Here is a 21,782-nt window from a genome sequence, read left to right as displayed (position 1 = left end):
GGACACCGAGTTGTACCCCACGGTCTGAGGGCCGGCGGGGGGTCCTCGGTTTCTGATGTCGGCGGGCCAGCTCGGCACCTGAAGGACGATCTCGGCCCGGTCTCATGCGCTGGCGGCGACCCGCAGGACGAGCAGCTACGCTCGTCATTCGCCGCGGTCGGCCTCCGAGCTCACTCCTGTCGCCGATCGGCCGCAAGGATCATCGGCGGACCCGCCGGACAGCGCGGCAACGACACCTGGTCGCTGAGGCGCCTCACCTCATCCAGCAGTCGCTGACCTGCGGCCACGCCGTCGGGGCCGCTGAGCTGGACCAGCAACCGCACCGGGCCGCTGCGTGGAACGACAACCCGGTGCTCGGGGCTGCCCAGCGGCGCGATCGCCCCGGCCGCGCAAGGCGGCCGGGGCGATGGGGTCGAGCACTCGGTCAGTTCGTGTCCCGCCGGTACAGCAGGACGGTGCCTACCACCAACGTGACCCCGGCGTACCCGCCGAAGACGAGTGCGTTCTCGGGTTGGGTGAGGGCGACGGCGAGCGTCCCGGGCGTCTCGAAGTCGGAGCTGTAGGCCAGCAGGTGATTACCCGCGATGAAGGGCAGGAAGCGGGCGACCTCTTCGGCGAGGAAGAGCTTGATCAGGTTCTCGACGACGAACCCCCAGACCAGGATCCCTGCGATGGCCGCGGTGGTGTTGCGGACGACCATGGCGGTCCCCAGCCCCAGCACCGCCGACAGCATGGTGAAGACCAGAGCCCAGCCCACGGAGGCGGCCAGTGCCGACGTGTCGCCCGCACCGAGGCCGGCCAGCACCGCACCGCCGAAGCCGCCGGCGAGTCCGGCGGCTCCGATCACCAGGCCGAGGGCGGCGGCGGTCAGCGTCTTGGACAGTGCGAGCACCCAGCGCGCCGGCCGAGCGGCGAGCGCGCTGGCCAGGGTGCCGTGTTGGACCTCGGAGCCGAACAGCAGGACCCCGCCGATCGCGGCGAACATCGACGTCACGCTGGTCCAGAAGAAGCCGACCTGGGCGACGTACTGAACCTGGTCGGTCACCATCACCCCGACTGCCCACGAGACGAGTAGGCCGCCGGCGATGGTCAAGAGGAGCAGCGCTCGATTCGCTCGAACGGTCGAGACCTTGATCCAGTCGCTCCTCAGTGCGGCACCGACGGCCCTGGCGCCATCGCCGGTGGAGCGCATCTCCGGTCGGTGCTCGGAGGGCACGGTGGTCGCCGGCCGCTGGAACGTGGTCGCGGTTGTGGTGGTCATGGTCTCGTCCTTCGGGAGTGTCGAGATGGGCGGATCGGGCGGGCTGTATGGGTCGAGAGGGATCAGGCGCTGGCGAACTCGGCGGAGGCCCTGGTCATGTCCAGCAGGCTGTCTTCGAGGGAGCGGGACGTCTCGCGGAGTTCGAGAACCTGGATGCGGCTGTCGAACGCGATCTGTGAGACGGCCGCCCTGGTGGTTCCTCGAACGATCAGCCGGTCGGCTGCTACCTCGACGACGAGGCCGTGTGCGGCCAGACGGGAGGCGAGCTCGGCCGGCTGGAGGGTCTGGATGAGCACAGCGACGTCGTTGCGGGCCGTGATCTCCTGGACCGATTCGGCCGCGAGCAGCCTGCCGCCGCCGACCACGATGAGGTCGTCGGCGAACATGCTGAGCTCGCCGATGAGGTGGCTGGAGACGAAGACCGTGCCACCGCGGCGGGCGAAGTCGCGTAGGTAGTCCCGCAGCCAACGGATGCCGTCAGGGTCGAGACCGTTGGACGGCTCATCGAGCAGGAGCACCTGCGGGTCCCCCAGGAGGGCTCCGGCCAGCGCGAGCCGCTGACGCATGCCGAGGGAGAACTTGCCCGCCCGCTGGTCCGCCGCCGTCCCGAGTCCGACCTCGGCCAGGACCTCCTCGGCCCGGGCTGTGGGGATCCCGCTGAGGGCAGCAGTGGCCCGCAGGTGGTTCCGGGCGGTGCGACCTGGGTGCATGCAGCGGGCGTCGAGCACCGAGCCAACGGTCCGCGCGGGGTGCTTGAGGTCCCGATAGTGGACACCGGAGTAGCGGACGTCACCGCGGCCGGGTCGGGTCAGCCCGACCATCATCCGCATGGTCGTGGACTTGCCCGCGCCGTTCGGTCCGACGAAGCCCGTCACCCGGCCGGCGGCCACGTCGAAGGTCATGCCGTCGACGGCAAGCCGCTTGCCGTACTGCTTGGTGAGATCTGAAACCGTGATCATGAGTGGCACTCCTGGCCTGTCATCGCTGGTGTGGATGCTGTCGAGGTTGCTCGCGGCGAGGCGTGGTCGCCTCCGTGGAACCACGGGGATCCCCGTGGAACTGAGCACCCCTGAGCGGTGTGGCGATGCCGGCGTCCGGCGGGTGCGAGGACCGGCTCCCCCGCGCTGGAACGGAGTACGGTCCGCGACGTGCTCCACGGGCGGGAAGCGGAGCGAGCCCGGATCGACCTGCTCGTCGCCGGGGCCATCGATGCCCGTGGCAGTGCCCTCGTGGTGCACGGTGAGCCGGGGGTCGGCAAGACCGCGCTGCTGACCGACGCGATCGACCGTGCCGACGCCGTCGCCGTCCTGTGGACCGCGGGCATCGAGTCCGAGTCACCGCTGCCCTTTGCGGCGCTGCACCGGCTGCTGCGGCCCGTCCTCGGGAACTTGGGGCGCATCCCGCCCGTCCAGGCCCGGGCGCTGCGCGGCGCGCTGGGTGAGGACGAGGACCGCAGTGGCGGCGACGGGTCGACCGACGAACGCTTCCTCGTGTTCGCAGCGACCTTGTCGCTACTGGCCGAGACCGCGGAGAAGCAGCCGCTCATCTGCATCATCGACGACGCCCACTGGCTCGATGCGGCGTCTGCCGAGGCGTTGCTCTTCGTCGCCCGTCGACTGCACGCCGACCGCCTCGCGTTGCTCTTCGCCGCCCGCGACGGCGAAGAGCACCACTTCGACGCGCTCGGCGTCCCCGAACTCGTCGTACCCGGCCTGGACGCCGACGCGGCCTCCGCCCTCCTCGCCCAGCACGTCGGCGTCGAGATGGGCGTCGCGGTGCGCGACGAGCTGCGGATCCGCACCGGCGGCAACCCACTCGCGCTCGTCGAACTCCCCACCGTCCTGTCCGAGGGGCAGCTCGCCGGGCGGTTGCGGCTCCCGGCACAGCTACCGCTGACGCAGGGGGTGGAGAGGGCCTTCCTGGACCGGTGCCGCCGGCTGCCCGGCGACGCTCAAGCGCTGTTGCTGGCTGCCGCCGCCGATGACTCCGGCCGGCTGTCGATCATCCGGCAGACGGCCGCTCGACTCGGCGCGGGTGATGGGGCGCTGGACGCCGCAGAGCGCTCAGGGCTGCTCCACGTCGATGGCGACGACGTCCGGCTACGGCACCCGCTCGTGCGCTCAGCGGTCTACAGCGCAGCGAGCGCGTCGCAGCGGCAGCGCACGCACGGGGTGCTGGCGGCCGTGCTGACCGCGGCGGGTGACCCGGACCGCGGGACCTGGCATGCCGCACTCGCCACCACCGGCCTCGACGACGCCGTGGCCGGTGACCTCGACGCACTCGCTGGGCGCGCCACCCGCCGCGGCGGACACGAGGCTGCGAGCAGGGCTGCCGAGCGTGCTGCCGAACTCAGCTGCTCTGCCGGTGCCCGGGCGCAGCGTCTGTTCGCTGCCGCGAGCAGCGCCTGGCTGGCCGGTGACGGTGCCCGCGCGCGGACCCTGGCCGACGGTGCCCGCGAGGCCACGGACGACCCGTTGCTGCGTGCCGACGTCGACTGGCTCCGGGGCAGGATCGAGTGGCACATCGGTTCGCCGCAGACAGGACGGCGGATCGTCCTGAGTGCCGCCCGGGACGTCGCCGTCCTCGACAGCGCCCGCGCCCTCGAGATGGCGATGCTGGCCACGGCTCTGGCGACCTGGAGCTGGGACATCCCCGCCGACGAAGACGTCAACTTCTCGGGGGCCGCCGAGGAGAGTGCACCGGCGCGACTGCGGTGCTTCGCGGCCCTCCTGCGCGGCCACCGTTACTTCCTCCGCCGCGAGATGGCCGGCGCCGCAGCCGCCTGGCACGACGCGTTCCGCATCGGACAATCGCTCCCCCCGGACCCCGACCTGCTGGGAAACCTCGGCGTGGCGGCTCTGCACCTCGCCGATCGCGAAGCGATCCGGTGGACCTACGGAGGGCTCCTCGCCCTGGCGCGGGACGGCGGCTCGCTCACCAACGCCGTGTGGGCCCTGTCGCGACTCCCGTCCGCCCAGCTCGCCGACGGGGACTGGAGTGGGGCAGCAGCGTCGGCGAACGAGGCCCTCGTCCTCGCCCGCGGCGTAGGGCAGGCGCCGCTGACCGCGATGCCGCTGGCGTGGTTGGGGCTGCTGGCGGCGTTCCGCGGTGAATCCGCCCGGCCGGACCCGCTGGCCGAACTCGAGGCGATGCGCGCTGATGGCCCCATGGGCATCGTCGGCGCGGCGGCCGTGGACATGACCGAGTGGGCCGAGGGCGTACTCGCCGCCAACGCCTCCGATACCCACGGGGCACTGCACCACCTCGAGCGGATCCGTCATCCGACGATCTGCCGGTCCGCCGCACTCGACCGGCTGGAGGTCGCCCAGCGCGCCGGCCGGACCGACGTCGTCCAGCAGGTGGTCGACGAGTTGACGGCGTGGGCCGCCCAGGTCGGGGCGGCGGCCCCTGCAGCGATCGCCGAGCACGGACGTGCGCTCCTCACCCATGGCGACGTCGCTGAGCGGCACTTCCAGGACGCCCTCCAGTTGCATCAGGCCGCCGGACGTCCGTTCGGGCAGGCCCGCACGCAACTGGCGTACGGGGAGTTCCTGCGACGGAACCGCCGCCGCGTCGACGCCCGCTCCCACCTCGGCGCCGCCCTCCAGGTGTTCGACGACCTGCGGGCCGAACCGTGGGCTGAGCGGGCGCGGCAAGAGCTGCGCGCGTCCGGCGTGACAGCCCGCAAACGGAACAGCACGACCACCGGGGATCTCACGCCGCAGGAGCGGCAGACGGCCCTGCTCGTCAGCTCCGGCCTCGCCAACCGCGAGATCGCCGCCCGGCTGTTCCTCAGCCCTCGGACCGTGGAATACCACCTGAGCAACGCTTATCAGAAACTCGGCGTCCGGTCCCGTGGCGAGATGGCCCAGCTCGATCTCAGCTGATCGCGTGCGACCGGTGACGAGCGCCTGACGCACATCGTCCGACCCAGGTAGTTCCACGGAGGCGACGGCGACGTCGCACTCCGGATCCTCGTGGTGTCAGCCCCGTCGACCCACATGAGGTGAAGAACGTGAACGTGCACGCTGAAGATGTCGTCGAGATGGGCGACGCCCCATCCCCCGGCCGTCGAACCATGTCGGCCATCGTCCAGGACCGCTACGGCCCTGACCCCGAGGGCGTCCTCCGGCTGACGGAGATCGACCAGCCCACGATCGCAGGCGACGAGGTCCTGGTGCGCGTGCACGCGGCCTGCGTGGACCGGGGGACCTGGCACATGATGGCCGGCCTCCCCTACCCCATCCGGATCGCGGGGTTCGGTCTCCGTCGGCCGAAGTACGCCAACCCGGGCCGGAACCTGGCCGGAACGATCGAGGCCGTCGGCGCCGACGTGACCGGCTTCGTCCCGGGCGACGAGGTGTACGGGATGGCCACCGCCACCTTCGCCGAGTACGTGTCCGCCCGACCGGCCAAGCTGGCCCGGAAGCCGGCGAACCTCTCCTTCGAGCAGGCGGCCGCCGTCCCGGTGTCCGGGGGCACCGCCCTGCAGGCAGTCCGAAGCCTCGGACGCGTCCATCCCGGTGAGAAGGTGCTGGTCATCGGCGCCTCGGGAGGAGTGGGCAGCTTCGCGGTGCAGATCGCCAAGGCGTCGGGCGCCGAGGTCACCGGTGTGTGCAGCACCAGCAAGGCGGACCTGGTCCGGGCGCGGGGCGCCGATCACGTCATCGACTACGCCCATGAGGACTTCGCCGACGGCGGACCCCGCTTCGACGTCATCATCGACATCGGCGGCAACGCCCGGCTGCCACGTCTCCGGCGCGCCCTCACCCCACGCGGACGACTGGTCATCGTCGGCGGAGAGACCGGCGGACGGCTGCTCGGTGGCAGTGACCGCGGGATCCGGGCCAAGGTGCTGTCGCTGTTCGTGGGTCAGCAGATGGGCACGTTCGTGGCGTCGGAGAAGGCCGCCGACCTGATGACCCTGCGCGACCTGATCGAGGCCGGAGAGCTCGTCCCCGCGATCGACCGCATCTACCCCCTCCGCGAGGTCCCTGCGGCCATCGAGCGGATGCAGGGCGGGCAGGCCCGCGGCAAGCTCGTCGTCTCCATTCGCCCCTGCAACGTCAAGACCCCGGCCTCGGGGAGCGTGACGTGACCGATCCCCGGACGTCCTATCCGGTACGCGTCGACGCGGCACTGGACCCGTCGCTTTCCCGCGGGTTGTGGCTGGTGAAGTGGCTGCTGTTGATTCCGCACTACGTCGTGCTGTTCTTCCTGTCGGTGGCCCTTGTCGTCGTCACGGTGATCGCGTTCTTCGCGATCCTGTTCACGGGTCGCTATCCGGGTCGCTGTTCGACCTCAACGTCGGAGTCATGCGGTGGTCCTGGCGCGTGCACTACTACGGCTACGGCTACGGCGCCCTGGGCACCGACCGTTGTTCGTCGTTCACGCTTGCCGACGTGCCCGACTATCCGGCGGACCTGGACGTGGCCTACCCCGAACGGCTGTCCCGGGGCCTCATCTTCGTGAAGTGGCTGCTGGTCATCCCGCACTTCCTCGTCCTCGCCGTCTTCGTCGGTGGCGGGTTGTGGCTGGGCACCCGCGGCGGGACACAGCGACTGGGGCACCGACTGGGGCGCCGGCGGCCTGCTGAGCCTGCTCGTCCTGATTGCCGCGATCGTGCTGCTGTTCACCGCCCGCTACCCCGGGCCGCTCCACGACGTCGTCCTCGGCATCGACCGGTGGGCGCTGCGGGTGGCTACCTACGCGGCGCTCATGACCGACCGCTATCCGCCGTTCCGGCTCGACCAGGGGCGGCACCGACCCCGGCTCGGTGCCGCCGGACCCGTCCCGCCCTCGCCGCGGAACCGGCGTCACGCCTGGAGAACCGCCGGGGTCACCGGCGTCGGCCGCTCGGGCTGGGCGGCGTCGGCGGCCAGGCGGCCGGCGAGAGCGGCGGCGTCGGCGCCGACGAAGCCGAGCAGTGCCGAGCCGCGGCAGGTCTGCCACGGCAGCCCGAGGAAGTACAGCCCGGGCACGTCGGTGACCCCGGCGGTGTGGCGCACGGCCCCGTCGACGACGACACCGGGTACGTGCAGCCAGGAGTAGTCGGGCCGGTAGCCGGTGGCCCACACGACCGCGTCGACGGCGACGCTACTGCCGTCGGCGAACCGGGCCGTGCGGCCGTCGATGTCGGTCAGCCGCGGCCGGAAGTCGATGCCGCGGCGGCGCAGGTCGCGGCTGCGGGTGCCGATGACCAGATCGCCGCGCGCCCGCAGCCGGCGAGCGATACGGGTGTGGCTGGGTACGGTGAAGAACCCCGAGCGGGTCAGCCAGAAGAACAAGTCGCGGCCGGCGATGCGCTGGGGCAGCTCGGTCGGACGGGTGCCGACGGCCACCGTCACCGCCTGGGTGGCGGCCAGTTCGGCGGCGATCTGCAGGCCGGAGTTGGCCGCTCCGACGACGAGCACGCGGCCGTCGCCGGGCAGCTGGGTGGGGTTGCGGTACTCGGCGCTGTGCAGCTGCCTCACGTCCGGGTCCAGCCGGTCGGCGAGGGTGGGAATGTGCGGGGTCTGGAACGGGCCGGTGGCGACGACGACCTGCCGGGCGCGCACCGTGCCGGTCGGAGTGGTCGCCGCGAAGGTGCCGTCGGCGTCGCGGTGCAGCCTGAACACCGGAGTGGAGAGGCGCACCGGCAAGGCGAAGTGGTCGACGTAGGCGGCCAGGTAGTCGGCGACCTCGTCCTTGGTCGGGTGGGTGTCGGCGGGTGCGGGGAACGGCAGGCCCGGTAGCGAGTCGTACTGCGCGGGGCTGAACAGCCGCAGCGAGTCCCAGCGGGACCGCCACGAGGAGCCGATCTCGGGTGCGGCGTCGACGAGCAGGAAGTCCGCACCCTGGGCGCTGAGGTGGTGGCCGAGGGCGAGGCCGGCCTGGCCGGCGCCGACGACGAGCACATCGAGGACCTCATCGGCGGTGGAGCGGGGCAGGGGCAGCGGCGTGGGCATGAGATCTCCTGACAGGACGACGGGTGGAACGGGCAGGGCTGGCGGGCCAGCGGCGGTCAGCCGAGGCCGATGGTGAGCAGCACGGTGGCGAGGGTGAGGTCGGCGACCAGGCAGGTCTCGGCGTACCAGCGGGGCACGACCCGCCCGATGCGGTGGTGGGCGACGTCCCAGGTGGCGTGGGCGAGCCAGCCGGCGGCCAGCACGTAGCGGGCGGTGGCCGGGTCGACGGCGACCGCCGCCATGGCCACCGCGCCGAAGGCGAGGACGGCCGCGGTCTGCGCGGTCAGCAGCCGCCGGTCGCCGAGGTCGCCGCGGGCGGTGCCCCAGGTCAGGTAGATCACCGCGGCGAGCAGCACGCACCAGGCGCTGATCGAGACCTGCGCGGGAGCGGGCAGCGGGGCGACGAGCACGAGGCTGGAGACGGCGGCGACGGCGCCGAGCGCGGCCGGCCAGCGGCGGGCCAGCGCGCCGCGTAGGCCGCCGCTGCGGCGGGTGGCCAACTCCGTGGGCGCCGCGGTGGTGCGGGTCATGAGAGGGGCTCCTTGGTCCGGGCTGGGCTGGCTCGAACGCTAGGAGGGGGCCGGCGGGGTCACGCCGGGAAAACCGCCAGGTCCGCCACCGGGGTGACCGCCAGGTCGGACATGCGGGTGGCCCCGGGGGGCGTGCTGGGGGGGGGTCAGTCGAGCGGTAGTGCGGTGAGCTCGGCGCGGGAGGCCACGCCGAGCTTGCTGAAGACGTTGCGCAGGTGGAAGTCGACGGTGCGTGGGGACACGAACAGCCGTGCGGCGACGTCCCGGTTGGACAGGCCTTGTCGGACCAGGGCCGCGACCTGGCGTTCCTGCGCGGTCAGTTCGGTGGTGGTGGTGACGTCACGGCGGCGGGCGGTCTCTCCGGAGGCCCGTAGTTCGGTGGTCGCGCGGGTCGCCCAGCGGGTGGCGCCGAGTTCCTCGAACACCTCCAGGGCGTCGCGCAGGTGGGCGCGGGCGTCGACGCGACGGCGCGCTCGGCGCAGGTGCTCGCCGAAGCCGAGGTGGATGCGGGCGCGGTCGAACCGGTGGGTGGTGGCGTCAGCGTGCTTGACCGCCCGTTCGAACTCCGCCTCGACGTCTGCCCCCTCGGCGAGCAATGCCCGGCCGTAGGCGGCGGCGGCGAGCGCCCATCCGGCGTCGACGGCCGAACCGAAGTCCTCGAGCTCGTCGGCCCAGGTCCGCGCCAGGTCGGGGCGGTCGGCACGAACGGCGGTCTCCAGCCGGTCGAGGGCGGCCAGCCGGGCGACGGTGGCAGTGCCCTGGCCCAGCTGCTGGAGGTGATGCACCGCCGCCGCGGGGGTGTCGGCGGTCAGTCCGCGGGCCCAGCGGATGAGGTCGCCGACGATCGGCGCGGTCACCCCGGCGCCTGGGGTGCTGTCCACCGCGGCGAGGTGCTCGGCCAGCTGCGCGGGCTGGTCGCGGAGCGCGGCCAGCAGCGCGAGCCAGGCGTGCGGGAATCGGGTGAGCGCTGGCTGGCCGCTGCCGGTGGCCAGGTCGAGGGCCTCGGCTGCGCCGGCTAGGGCCGCCCGCCAGTCACCGGTGGCGATCTCGCCGAATGCCCGTAGGGTGAGCGCGTAGACGATGGTGACCAGCGCGCCGGACTCACGCGCCCAGGACAGCAGCCGTGTGTGCTGGGTGAGGACGGACTCGGCGTCGCCGAGCAGGAAGGCGGCCACGCCGAGGTTGGACCGCAGGTACTCGTCCTCGCCGGCGTCGCACTCGGTGAACGCCGGGCGGAACTGCGCGGCGGCCTGGGGCCAGCGCCCGGCGCGGGCGTGCACGAACCCGGACAGCAGCCGGGCGTAGCAGCGGCCGCGGTCGTCGTCGGCGGTGGCCGGGTCGCCGAGCCGGGCCGCTTGGGCGGTCATGTCCTCGGCGCCCTCGCCGGCGTGGGTGCCGACCGCCGCGGCCAGCATGGTCATCGCCCGGGCGCGGTCGATGTCGACGTCGGCGACTTCGGTAGCCGCGTGCAGCAGGATGCGGTGCCCGACCAGCGGCGACCCGACGTTCCACTCCACCCGTGCCCGTAGCCGGTCCACGTCGGCGCGCAGCAGCGGATCGGTGGCCAGTGGGCGGGCCGCCTCGGCCAGCGAGTTGGCCCGCTCCGGCTGTGCGGCGAACCACGCCGCGTGCGCCGCGGCGGCGAGCCTGCGGGCCCGCGCGGCCGAGTCCGCGGTGAGCTCCGCGGCGCGTGCCCAGGCGGCGGCGGCCGCCTCGTGTCCGCCCCGCCCGGACGCACGCTCGGCCACCCCGTCGAGCGCGGCGACGACGGCGTCATCGAGGCGGTCGGCGGCCGCGGCCAGGTGCCAGGCGCGGCGGTCGGGGTCGGCGCCGAGCACGTCGGCCAGCGCCCGGTGCGCGGCGCGGCGCTGGGCGCTGGTCGCTGCGCGGTACACCGCCGAGCGCACCAGCGGGTGGTAGAGGGAGACGGCGTTGCCGTCGACCGTGAGCAGCCCGGACCGTTCGGCCTCGTCGAGGGCCTCTTCGCCGGCGTCCAGCTCCTCGGCGGCGTCGCGCACGACGGTCAGCAGGCCGGTGTCGTCGGCGGCGGCGATCAGCACGAAGCGCTGCGTCGGCTCGGCCAGCCGCCGGTAGCGGTCGAGGAACCCGCGCTCCACCCCGCCGGTCAGCGGCAGGGCCGTCGGCAGAGGTGCCCGGCCGGCCAGCTGGTCGCCGGTCAGAACCCCGGCGAGCTCACCTAGGGCGAGCGGGTTGCCCGCGGTGGCGGCGACCAGCCGGTCGCGGACCGCCGGGTCGACCGCACCGTGCGCCCGGGCGGCCAGCAGCGTGTCGGCGGCCGCTCCGGTGATGCCGCCGAGGACGACTGTCGGCAGGTCAGGGACGTCGAAGCCGTAGGCCTCGCCGTCGCGGGCGGCGAACAGCAGCGCGACCCGCTCCGCCTGCAGCCGGCGGGCGGCGAACAGCAGCGCCGCGGCCGAGGCGTCATCCAGCCACTGCGCGTCGTCGACCACGGCGAGGACGGGTGCGTCCTCGGCGGCGTCGGCGAGCAGGCTCAGCGTGCCCAGGAACGCCAGGAACCGGTCGCCCTCGCCCGCGGCCTCGCCCAGTGCGGCCCGCAGCGCGGCGCGCTGTGGCGCGGGCAGGCTGTCGATGCGGGGGCGCAGCGGCCACAGCAGCCGTTGCAGCGCGGCGAACGCCAGCGGGGACTCCGACTCCACCCCCGACGTGCGCATCACCCGCATGCCGGAGGCGGCCGTCACCGCGTCGGCCAGCAGCGTCGACTTGCCCGACCCGGCCACGCCGCGGACCACCAGCGACCCGCCGGCTCCGGCACGCGCGGCGTCGAGCAGCGCAGTGATCGCCGCACGTTCGCGGTCCCGTCCGACCAGCACGAGCGGAACCGTACCGACCGCCGCGGACAGGGCCGGTGATCACGATCCTGGTGATTCTCCCGGCGTGAGCGACCTCGGCGGCGGCGAGCGTGGCGGCCACACCGCAGACCCCACCCGAGGAGGAGCCATGTCGGCCCACCCCACCGCCGAACCGGCTGCCCACACCGCCGAGCGACCGCACGGCCCCAGCCACGGCGCACCCCCCGCCCACGCCCACGGGCAGCCGGTCCACCCGGCGCCGGGCCACTCGGCGGCCGCCGCCGACGACGAGCCGCGCCGGCCGTGGACGGTGTTCGCGCTGATGATCGCCGCGCAGTTCATGGTGATCCTGGACGTGTCGGTGGTGAACGTCGCGCTGCCGTCCATCGGCGAGGACCTGCGCCTGTCAGCGACCCACTACCAGTGGGTGATCAGTGCCTACGTGCTGCTCTCCGGTGGCCTGCTGCTGCTGGGCGGACGGATCGCCGACCTGCTCAACCGGCGGGGCGCGTTCCTCGCCGGCATCGGCCTGTTCACCGCCGCCTCGCTGGTCAGCGGCTTGGCGCAGACCCCGCTCACGCTCATCCTGGGTCGCGCCGCCCAAGGTGCCGGTGCCGCGCTGCTCACCCCGGCCGCGCTGTCGATCATCATGACCGCCTACGCCGGCCGGCAGCGGCAGACCGCCCTCGCCGTGTGGGGCACTGTCGGCAGCCTCGGCATCGCCGCCGGTGTGCTGTTCGGCGGCGCGCTCACCAGCGCCTTGGGCTGGCGTGCGGTGTTCTTCATCAACGTGCCGATCGGCGCCGCCGTCGTCCTCGGCACGATGCGGTCGGTGGCCCGCGGCGGATCGCAGCCCGGCGCGCTGCGGCGCCTCGACGTGCCCGGTGCACTGACCCTGGTCGGTGGGCTGCTGGCCCTGGTGTTCGGCATCGAGGCCACCCGCTCCGCAGGCTGGACGGCGCCGCGCACCTGGGTCTCCCTCATCCTCGCCGCGGCGCTGCTCGGCGCATTCGCCCTCCTGGAACGCCGGGCCGCCGATCCGTTGGTGCCTCCCGCCACCTGGCGGATCCGCTCGCTGGTCTCCGCCTCGGCGGTGATGGCCGGCGTCACCGGCGTGGTGGTCGGCGCGATCTTCCTGACCTCGCTGTACCTGCAGGGCGTCCTCGGCGCCTCCGCGGTCGTCACCGGTCTGCGGTTCCTGCCGCTGGCCGCCGCCATCACGGCAGCCGCCACGGTCGCGTCGAAGGTCATCGGACACGTCGGCGCCCGGGCACTGATCCTCACCGGCCTGCCCATCATGGCCGTCGGCGTCCTCCTGCTCTCCGCGCACGCCGGCGGAACGTCCTACGCCGCCGACGTGCTGCCCGGTCTCCTGCTCGTGGGTGCCGGCGTCGGCCCGATGTTCGTCGCCATCGCAGTCGCCGCGATGAGCGACGTCCCCGACGACCAGTCGGGTCTGGCCTCGGGGCTGATGATGACCGGCCACGAGATCGGCGCCGCTCTCGGCGTCGCCGGGCTCACCGCCGTCGCCGGGGACCTCGCGACATCCGCCGGCCTGATCGACGGCTACGGCCGCGCCTTCGCCGCCACCGCCGGGGTCCTCGCCGCCCTCTTCCTGCTCACCCTGCTCACCGTTCCCGCCGGCAAGCCCGTAGCCGGCGCGGGCGTCCACGGCCCCGGCGGGCACGGCCACTGACCCGGGCCACCGGGACGGAATCCCGGCGATTTCCCCGGTGAGACGCACCCCCTTCCGCGCCGACTCTCATCACCGACCGCACCACCACCGCACCACCGACCTTCAAGGAGTTCCCATGCTGTCCGGCACGCCCCGCACCTTCATCGGCTCGACCACCTTCACCGTCACCGGCATGACCTGCGCGCACTGCCAGCGCGCGGTCACCACCGAGATCGCCGCCGTCGACGGCGTCGAGTCGGTCACCGTCGACCTGGCCACCGGCACCGTCACTGTCACCGCCGCCCGCCCCGTCGACCGCGCCGACATCGCCGCCGCCATCGACGAGGCCGGCTACGCCCTCGTTCCGTAGCCCTTCCCGCACCCCGTTGCCCGGGTCGTCCACCAGCGCCACCGCCCGCACGACCCGGGCAACGGCCGCCCCCAGCCGTCTGTCACCGCTCGCGAGGAGCCCGCCATGACCTTCGCCCACGAGCACCTCATCCGCTTCCGCCAGCAAGAACTGATCCGCGAGGCACAGCAGGCCCGGGTGGTCCGCTGCCTGCGACCTGCCCGGCCGTGGCGCCGCCCCCGCCGGTGTCCCTGCCCCTGACCGCCGCCGCCCTGCCCACCTCGACCCGCTCGCCGCCCGGCGACCCGCCCCCGCAGGAGAAGCCATGACCGTCACGGATCCCCAGCTCGCCCCGCCGCCGCAGACCCGGCCCGCGATCGCCGCCCGGGCGGTCGACGTGGTGAAGACCTACGGCCGCGGCGAGGCCGCCGTCCGTGCCCTCGACTCCGCCAGCGTCGCCATCCCGGCCGGAGAGTTCACCGCCGTCATGGGCCCGTCCGGGTCGGGCAAGTCCACCCTGATCCACGCCCTCGCCGGCCTGGACGGCATCGACGCCGGCCAGGTGTTCATCGGCGACACCGACCTGACCACGCTGGCCGAGCGGGACCGCACCCTGCTGCGCCGCGAGCGGCTCGGCTTCGTGTTCCAGGCGTTCAACCTCATCCCGGCACTGACCGCAGCGGAGAACATCGCCCTGCCGCTCACCCTGGCCGGCAAGCGACCCGACCCGGCCTGGATGAACGAGCTCGTGCACATGCTCGGCCTGGCCAACCGGCTCGACCACCGTCCCGGCCAGCTCTCCGGCGGACAGCAGCAGCGGGTCGCCGTCGGCCGCGCGCTGATCGCCCGCCCCGAGCTGGTCTTCGCCGACGAGCCGACCGGCAACCTCGACTCCCGCTCCGGCGCCGCGCTGCTGGCGTTCCTGCGCGACGCCGCCCGCACCTACGGCCAAACGATCGTCATGGTCACCCACGACCCGGTCGCCGCCGCCTACGCCGACCGCGTCGTCTTCCTCGCCGACGGCCGCATCGTCGACGAGCTCACCGACCCGACCGCCGAGACCGTGCTCGCCCGCCTCGCCGGCCTGGACGCGACCCGCCTCGACGAGCCGGTGGGGGCGTGATCCCGATGTGGCGCCTGTCGCTCTCCAACGCCCTCGCGCACCGTTCTCGGCTGGCGCTGACCTGGCTGGCCGTCGCGCTCGGCGTCGCCTTCGTCGCCGGCAGCCTGGTGCTCACCGACACCAGCACCCGGCTGCTGGACGAGCAGTTCCGCACCACCGCCGCCGGCGTCGACCTCACCGTCCGCGGCGCCGCCGCCTTCGACGCCGCGATGGGCGTGGAGGTGGCCCGCGACCCGCTGCCGGCCGACCTCGCCGAGCGCGTCGCCGGCACCGCCGGTGTCGACCGGGTCCGCCCGGTCGCCTCCGGGCCGGGGCAGCTGCAGGTCCGCGGCACCGCCGTGGAACCGGCCGGGCCGACGATCCTCGGCACCTGGGCCGAGGCCCCGTTCACCGCCTACACCCTGCGCGCCGGGCACGCCCCGCACGGCGAGGAAGTCGTCCTGGACGCCGCCACCGCCGCCGACCACGGCATCGCCGTCGGCGACACCGTCACCGTCTCCGCCACCGCCAGCAGGCCGCTGCGCGTGGTCGGCCTGACGGGCATCGGCGATGGCGACGGGCTGACCAACAGCACCGTGGTGCTGGTCGACCTGCCCACCGCGCAGACGCTGCTCGACCTCGGCTCCGGGGTCACCGCCGTCGACGTGATCGCCGCCGACGGTGTCGCCGTGCCCGACCTGCGCGCCGACCTGGCCGCGGCGCTCGGTGCGCAGTACGCCGTCACCGGCGGCCAGGACGCCGCAGCCGCCAGCGCCGACGCGGCCAAGGAGAGCATCAACTACCTGCGCATCGTACTGCTGGCGCTCGCCGCGGCCGGGCTGGTGGTCGGGGCGTTCCTGATCGCCAACACGTTCGGCATCGTGCTCACTCACCGGGCCCGGGAGCTGGCGCTGCTGCGCGCCGCCGGTGCCACCGGGCGGCAGGTGCTCGGCTTGGTGCTCGGCGAGGCGCTGCTGGTCGGGCTCACCGGCGCGGCCGGCGGCACCGCGGTCGGCGTCGGCGCCGCCTACGCGCTGCGCGGCTTCGCCTCCAGTGCCGGGCTGGCGCTGCCCGACGGCCCGCTGACCGTCACCGTCCGCACGCTGGTCGTCGGCCTCGTGGCGGGCACGCTGATCACCCTGCTGGCCGCGCTCGGCCCGGCCCGCCGCGCTGCCCGCACCGCCCCGGTCGAGGCGATGCGGGTCTCCGACCCGGCGCCCGCCGGTCCCCGGCGGGGCCGGCTGATCACCGGCTGGATCCTGCTCGGCCTCGGCGTGGTCCAGCTCGGCACCGCCGCGCTGCTGCGGCAGATCGTCGGCGTCGGACTCGGCGCCGTGCTGCTGCTGGCCGCACTGGTCGTGCTCGGCCCCGTGCTCGCGCCGCGGCTGGCGCAGGCGGTCGGTCGCCCGCTGACCGGCCTCGGCGTGCCCGGGCAGCTGGCCCGGGAGTCCATCGTGCGCAACCCGCGGCGCACCGCGGCCACCGCGATGGCCCTGGCGCTGGGCCTGGCGCTGATCTCCTTCGTCGCGGTGCTCGGCAGCTCGGTGAAGGCGATCGGCGCCAGCTCGACCGAGGCGATCACCGCCGACCTGCTGGTGCAGAGCTCCCGCGATGAGATGCTCGGCGGGCTCTCCCCGGAGGTCGCCGCCCGCGTCGCTGCGCTGCCCGAGGTCGCCGCAACCTCCTCGGTCCGCTTCGGGCACTGGCTGGACGGGGACATGACCAGTGCACTGACCGCGGTCGACCCGGCCACCCTCCCGCAGGTCGCCGACGTGCAGATGACCGGCGGGGCACTGGCTGCGCTCGACGGCGGGGGCGTCGTGCTCGCCGCCGACGTCGCCGCCGAGCGCGGCCTGACCGTCGGCGACACGCTGGCGATGACCTTCTCCCGGGACGGCGAACAGCGGCTGCGAGTGGTCGGGTTGATGGCCGACGACTCGGCCCGGGCGCTGTCGACCAGCTACGTCCTCTCGCTGGGCACCTACGCGCAGCACTTCAGCGAGAACGTCGACGCCACCGTCTACGTCGCCCTCGCCGACGGTGTCGGCCCGGCGGCGGCGCGTACGGCGCTGCGGGCCGCGGTCGCGGACTTCCCGAACGCGGAGGTCCTCGACCAGGCCGAGGCCGCCGCCGGCCGCGCCGCCGCGGTGGGCCAGGTGCTCGGGCTGATCACCGTGCTGCTCGGGTTCGCGGTGCTGATCGCACTGCTGGGCATCACCAACACCCTGGCGCTGTCCATCGTCGAACGGACCCGGGAGATCGGGCTGCTGCGGGCGGTCGGCATGACGCGGGCGCAGCTGTCCTGGATGGTCCGCGCCGAGGCGGTGCTCATCGCCGCGGTCGCCGTGGTCACCGGCGTCGCCCTCGGGCTGGGACTGGCCGCGGCCACCCTGGCCGGACTGTCCGCAGACAACGCCCTGGTCATCGAGGTTCCCGTCGGGCAACTGCTGGCCGTCGTCGCCACCGCGGTCCTCGCCGGGCTGGTCGCCGGGCTGCTGCCCGCCCGCCGCGCCGCCCGGCTCGACGTGCTGACCGCAATCGCCACCCAGTGACTCGGGGCGCCGGCCCCCATCGGGCGGGCCGGCGCCCCGAGGGTGCCGTCTCGCCGCCGCCCGCGTACACCCCGCTCGCCGTCGACAACTGACCCGTGCCAGCTCCGCACCGGCCGATCAGCCCAGCAGAACCTGGCGATTTCCCCGGTCCGAGCCCGTTCACCGCCACCAACGATCACCCCGTAGCCCGACCGAGCCCCCTCCAGCCTGGAGACCGCGATGACGACCACCGCACCGGCCACCACCGCCGCGACAACCGAGCCCGCCAGCTGCACCCTCGACATCGGCGGCATGACCTGCGCCTCCTGCGTCGGTCGCGTAGAGAAGGCACTCAACCGCGTTCCCGGCGTCACCGGCGCGGAGGTCAACCTGGCCACCGAGGTCGCCACCGTCCGATTCGACCCCGCCCAGGTCGACCTCGAGGACCTCACGGCCGCGGTGACCCGGGCGGGGTACTCCGCCACCCCGCGCCGCGAGACCCAGCCCCCCGCCGAGGCTGCCCGGGTCGGGATGGACGCCGTGACCGAGGAGCGGGACGGCGAGTCCGATGTGACGGCGCTCAAGCGGAAGTGGCAGATCACCCTCGCCACCGGTCTCGGGCTGATGGTGCTGATGTACGTGCCGCTGTACATCGACACGATGGACTGGCTGATGCCGGCCATCCTCGTGGTCGCCACCGTCGTGCAGTTCTGGGCCGGAGGTGACATCTACCGCGCCGCCTGGGCCGCCGCCAGACACCGCAGCACCAACATGAACACCCTCGTGGCGTTGGGCACCGGTGTCGCCTACGGCTACAGCGCCTTCGTCACGCTGTGGCCGGCCGCCGCGGAGCGCTGGGGTCTGCCGCTGCACGTGTACTTCGAGACCTCGCTGGTCATCCTCGCCCTCGTCCTGGCCGGCCGGTGGCTGGAGGCCCGCGCCAAGAAGGCCACCGCCGCGGCGATCACCGCGCTGGTCGGACTCGCGCCGAAGACCGCGCGGGTGCTGCGCGACGGCGCCGAGGTCGACGTCCCGGTCGATCAGGTCGTCGTCGGCGACCTGGTCCGGGTGCGGCCCGGCGAGAAGGTCCCGGTCGACGGAGTCGTCACCGACGGCGCGACCGCGGTGGACGAGAGCATGCTCACCGGTGAGAGCCTGCCGGTCGACAAGGGCGTCGGGGACACCGTCATCGGCGCCACGATCAACCGCACCGGCACCGTCGTCCTCCGAGCGACCGCCGTGGGCGCCGACACCGCGCTGGCCCAGATCGTCCGCCTGGTCGAGGACGCGCAGGGCGCGAAGGTGCCGATGCAGCGCCTCGCCGACCGGGTCTCGGCGTGGTTCGTGCCGATCGTGCTGCTGCTGGGCGCCGCCACGTTCGCCGCCTGGGCGCTGTTCGGCCCGGACACCGGACGGATGACGATGGCGATCACCACCACCATCGCTGTGCTGATCATCGCCTGCCCGTGCGCGCTCGGTCTGGCCACGCCGACCGCGGTCATGGTCGGCACCGGCCGCGCCGCCGAGCTCGGCATCCTCATCGGCAACGGCGACGCGCTGGAGACCGCCCGTCGGGTCACCGCCGTCGTCCTGGACAAGACCGGCACCATCACCCGCGGCAAGCCGGCCCTCACCGGCGTCACCACCACCGGCGGCTGGGACGAGGACGACATCCTGGCCCTGGTCGCCGCCGCCGAGACCGGCAGCGAGCACCCGGTCGGTGAGGCGCTCGTCGCCGCCGCCACCGCCCGCTTCCTCGACCTGCCGCCGCTGCGCTCCTTCGACGCTGTCCCCGGTCACGGCATCGACGCCGTCGTCGGCGAGCGACACGTGCTGGTCGGCAACGCCGCGCTGATGGCCGCCCGCGGCGTCGACGTCACCCCCCTCGCCGACATCGCCGCCGCGGCCGCCGCCGCGGGACAGACACCGATGTTCGCGGCCGTGGACGGGGCCCCGGCCGCGGTGCTCACCGTCGCCGACACGGTCAAGCCCGAGTCGGCCGATGCGGTCGCCCAGCTGCAGGCACTCGGCCTGCGGGTGTGGATGCTCACCGGCGACAACGCCGCCACCGCCACTGCGATCGCCGAGCAGGTCGGCATCGAGCACGTGCTGGCCGAGGTGCTGCCCGCCGACAAGGCGGCGCAGGTCCGCCGCCTGCAGCAAGAGGGACACGTCGTCGCCTTCTGCGGGGACGGCATCAACGACGCCGCCGCCCTGTCCGCCGCCGACGTCGGCATCGCCATCGGCACCGGCGCCGACGTCGCCATCGCCGCCTCCGACATCACCCTCGTCGGCGGCGACCTGCGCGGCATCGTCTCCGCGATCGCGCTGTCCCGGCGCACCGTCACCACCATGAAGCAGGGCCTGGCCTGGGCGTTCGGCTACAACCTGCTGCTCATCCCGGTCGCCGCCGGCGCCCTGTACACCTGGAACGGCCTGCTGCTGGACCCGGTGCTGGCATCCGCGGCGATGGCGATGAGCTCGGTCAGCGTGGTCACCAACGCGCTGCGGCTGCGCCGCTTCCGCCGGCCCGCCACCGCCTCGGAGATCCTGCACCCGCCGCTGCGCGCCCGGATCGGCCAGTACGCCTACCTGACCGGCGTCGCCGTCGTCGCGCTAGCCCTCGGCGCCGGGCTGACCGCGGTGTCCCGGATGGACTTCGCCGAGCGCGGCATGAACGGCACGCTGGCCTGGATGCAGGGCACCGGCATGCCGATGCGCCCGGCGATGAGCGAGATGATGACCGCCGAGATGCCACCGGTCGATGCCGCCGAGGCGAGCACCGAGGTGCGGCTGGAGCTGCCCGCACAGATCCGACCCGGCGAGCCTGCCAGGCTCGTCGCCACCGTCGTCGACACCGCCACCGGCGACCCGGTCGAGGACCTCACCCGCAGCCACGAGGCATGGATGCACCTCATCGCCACCCGGGAGGACCTGGGCACGTTCACCCACGTCCACCCGCAGCCCACCGGCGAGCCCGGGCAGCTCACCGTCGAGCTCACGTTCCCCACCGCCGGCCGGTACATCGTCAACACCGAGTTCCGCCAGCAGGGCGAGATGAGCGACGTCCACCAGCGGCAGGTGATCACGGTGGCCGGTCCGGCGCCCGAGCCGGTGACCCTGGCGGCCGGACCGCGGAGCGTGGTGGTCGACGGCGTCCGCGTCGAGCTGGAGGGGGACGCCGTGGGTGGCGGGCGCAGCGACCTGGACTTCACCTTCACCGACGCCGGGACCGGTCGACCGGTCGACGACCTCCAGCCCTACCTGGCGGCCGCCGGCCACGTGGTCGTGATGCGGGTCGACGGGGCGACGTTCGCCCACGAGCACGCCGAGGTCACCGACGCGTCCGGCCGCCCGGTCTTCGCGCTGCCGGGCCAGACCTTCGGGCCGGAACTCGACGTTCACGCCGAGTTCCCGACCGCCGGGACCTACCAGCTGTGGGCCCAGTTCCGGCTGGCCGACGGCCAGGTCATCACGGTGCCGTTCACCGTCGAGGCGACCTGAACGCAAACCGGCGGCCCCGCATGCTGCGATCAGCATGCGGGGCTGCTGCTCGACCACCTGATCCGCCCGCCGAACACGCCCTCAGAACCGACCGAGGCACCCATGACCTTGCACGTGCGCGCGGCTGGGCCCGACGACGTCCCGGCCGCCGCCGAGGTGCTCGCCGCCGCCTTCACCGACTACCCGTGGACCCGATGGACGGTCGACGCCGACGGCCACGGCGAGCGGCTGCGGGCCCTGCACTACCTCTACCTGTCCGCCGTCGCCGTGCCCTTCGGCCGCGTCGACGTCGGGGAGGCGGGGCAGGAACTCCTGGGCGTCGCCGTCTGGATGCCCAGCACCGGGATCCCCGACGAGGTGTGGCAGCGGGTCGGCCCGGCGGCCGCCGAGCTGGCGGGGCACCGGGCGGCGGCCGCCGCTGCAGCCGAGGAGGTGCTGGCCGGCCGGCGCCCGAGTGAGCGGCACCTGACCTTGGCCAGCCTGGGCGTCGTGCAGCACAGACAGCGGCAGGGGCTCGGTGCCGCGCTGCTGGCCCCGGGGCTCGATCGCGCCGACCGGGACGGGCTGCCGGTGTGGCTGGAGACGAGCGGCGAGCCGAATGTGCGGTTCTACCGCCGACTCCGCTTCGCGGTGGTCGGCGTCGTCGACCTGCCCGGTGGTGGCCCGCGCACCTGGTTGATGCTTCGCGGTCCGGGAACGACGGCCGCCGATCGGGCGGCGACCGCGGCCGGCCCGGAGGACAACTGGCAGGAGCGCGTTCGGTGAACGGCTTGCTGATCGCTCTCATCGTGACCTGCGAGGCCGGCACCCCAGCGGACTCCGCCCAGCCTGGCGGGGCGCTGGCCCCGACGTGGGCCGACACCATTCCGCACCCCGACACAGAGCAGGGCCCTCACGCCCTCATCCCGCAAGAGGGTGCCGGGCGGCGATTCACCGGCCCACGCCGCTGACCGACGGCCAGCCGCAAGCCCGTGCGACGGCATCCGGACCGCCTGTCGCGGCCCCGCGGTTCCGGCGCGGCAGAGGCGCTGAGCACCGGATCCCCTGCCTCG

15 protein-coding genes and 1 pseudogene are annotated in these 21,782 nt (G+C 74.0%); 11 read left to right on the top strand and 5 right to left on the bottom strand.

Features of this window, described 5'->3' with window-relative positions:
- Positions 1 to 424: 424 nt before the first annotated feature.
- Both BM414_RS17795 and BM414_RS17790 read right to left on the bottom strand, forming a co-directional pair.
- Entirely contained in the window at positions 425 to 1,261 is an 837-nt protein-coding gene (locus BM414_RS17795; protein ID WP_093581444.1) for an ABC transporter permease subunit, read from the bottom strand.
- 62 nt (positions 1,262 to 1,323) lie between these two features.
- Complete coding sequence (locus BM414_RS17790; protein ID WP_093581442.1) at positions 1,324 to 2,220, bottom strand: ATP-binding cassette domain-containing protein; 897 nt, start codon at positions 2,218 to 2,220, stop codon at positions 1,324 to 1,326.
- Between the two features lie 189 nt (positions 2,221 to 2,409).
- Here BM414_RS17790 and BM414_RS17785 point away from each other — a divergent pair, with 189 nt between their 5' ends.
- The 4 genes and pseudogenes from BM414_RS17785 to BM414_RS31625 form a co-directional block, all read left to right on the top strand.
- Positions 2,410 to 5,148, top strand: a complete 2,739-nt coding sequence (locus tag BM414_RS17785; RefSeq protein WP_175551660.1) for a LuxR family transcriptional regulator — start codon at positions 2,410 to 2,412, stop codon at positions 5,146 to 5,148.
- A 128-nt stretch (positions 5,149 to 5,276) separates the two neighbouring features.
- The gene (locus tag BM414_RS17780; protein ID WP_245784807.1) at positions 5,277 to 6,359 is read left to right on the top strand and encodes an NAD(P)-dependent alcohol dehydrogenase; all 1,083 of its coding nucleotides are present in this window, start codon (positions 5,277 to 5,279) and stop codon (positions 6,357 to 6,359) included.
- Positions 6,356 to 6,733, top strand: a complete 378-nt coding sequence (locus tag BM414_RS31840) for a DUF4389 domain-containing protein (RefSeq protein ID WP_425432360.1) — start codon at positions 6,356 to 6,358, stop codon at positions 6,731 to 6,733. The genes BM414_RS17780 and BM414_RS31840 overlap by 4 nt, the downstream gene beginning before the upstream one ends.
- A 48-nt stretch (positions 6,734 to 6,781) precedes the next feature.
- A pseudogene (locus BM414_RS31625) lies at positions 6,782 to 6,943 on the top strand (DUF4389 domain-containing protein); the annotation flags it as partial.
- Positions 6,944 to 7,077: 134 nt separating this feature from the next.
- Here the strand turns inward: BM414_RS31625 and BM414_RS17770 are convergent.
- The 3 genes from BM414_RS17770 to BM414_RS17760 form a co-directional block, all read right to left on the bottom strand.
- Positions 7,078 to 8,208 (bottom strand): flavin-containing monooxygenase, encoded by a 1,131-nt coding sequence (locus tag BM414_RS17770; protein ID WP_245784806.1) that lies wholly within the window; start codon positions 8,206 to 8,208, stop codon positions 7,078 to 7,080.
- A gap of 56 nt (positions 8,209 to 8,264) precedes the next feature.
- The gene (locus BM414_RS17765; protein ID WP_093581436.1) at positions 8,265 to 8,738 is read right to left on the bottom strand and encodes a DUF6010 family protein; all 474 of its coding nucleotides are present in this window, start codon (positions 8,736 to 8,738) and stop codon (positions 8,265 to 8,267) included.
- 146 nt (positions 8,739 to 8,884) lie between these two features.
- Positions 8,885 to 11,590, bottom strand: a complete 2,706-nt coding sequence (locus tag BM414_RS17760; RefSeq protein ID WP_093581434.1) for an AAA family ATPase — start codon at positions 11,588 to 11,590, stop codon at positions 8,885 to 8,887.
- A 127-nt stretch (positions 11,591 to 11,717) separates the two neighbouring features.
- Here BM414_RS17760 and BM414_RS17755 point away from each other — a divergent pair, with 127 nt between their 5' ends.
- The 7 genes from BM414_RS17755 (at position 11,718) to BM414_RS17730 (ending at position 21,495) form a co-directional block, all read left to right on the top strand.
- The gene (locus tag BM414_RS17755) at positions 11,718 to 13,265 is read left to right on the top strand and encodes an MFS transporter (RefSeq protein WP_093581432.1); all 1,548 of its coding nucleotides are present in this window, start codon (positions 11,718 to 11,720) and stop codon (positions 13,263 to 13,265) included.
- Between the two features lie 115 nt (positions 13,266 to 13,380).
- A complete protein-coding gene (locus tag BM414_RS17750) occupies positions 13,381 to 13,614 on the top strand; it encodes a heavy-metal-associated domain-containing protein (RefSeq protein ID WP_093581430.1) in 234 nt (77 codons plus the stop codon).
- A 105-nt stretch (positions 13,615 to 13,719) separates the two neighbouring features.
- The gene (locus BM414_RS31430) at positions 13,720 to 13,854 is read left to right on the top strand and encodes a hypothetical protein (protein WP_281246751.1); all 135 of its coding nucleotides are present in this window, start codon (positions 13,720 to 13,722) and stop codon (positions 13,852 to 13,854) included.
- Between the two features lie 64 nt (positions 13,855 to 13,918).
- Positions 13,919 to 14,716 (top strand): ABC transporter ATP-binding protein, encoded by a 798-nt coding sequence (locus BM414_RS17745; RefSeq protein WP_093581428.1) that lies wholly within the window; start codon positions 13,919 to 13,921, stop codon positions 14,714 to 14,716.
- Between the two features lie 5 nt (positions 14,717 to 14,721).
- Positions 14,722 to 17,247: an ABC transporter permease gene (locus tag BM414_RS17740; protein ID WP_245784809.1), complete on the top strand. Its 2,526-nt coding sequence runs from the start codon at positions 14,722 to 14,724 to the stop codon at positions 17,245 to 17,247.
- A 219-nt stretch (positions 17,248 to 17,466) separates the two neighbouring features.
- Positions 17,467 to 20,730 carry a heavy metal translocating P-type ATPase gene (locus tag BM414_RS17735; protein ID WP_093581424.1) on the top strand — a complete coding sequence of 1,088 codons (3,264 nt, stop codon included), beginning with the start codon at positions 17,467 to 17,469 and terminating at the stop codon, positions 20,728 to 20,730.
- 102 nt (positions 20,731 to 20,832) lie between these two features.
- On the top strand, positions 20,833 to 21,495 hold the full coding sequence (locus tag BM414_RS17730; RefSeq protein WP_093581422.1) for a GNAT family N-acetyltransferase: 663 nt from the start codon (positions 20,833 to 20,835) through the stop codon (positions 21,493 to 21,495).
- Positions 21,496 to 21,782: the final 287 nt, after the last annotated feature.

Source organism: Geodermatophilus amargosae (genome assembly GCF_900116515.1).
GTDB lineage: Bacteria > Actinomycetota > Actinomycetes > Mycobacteriales > Geodermatophilaceae > Geodermatophilus > Geodermatophilus amargosae.
Note: the sequence above shows the minus strand (reverse complement) of the source record. Positions and strands in the feature narration are given on the sequence as shown.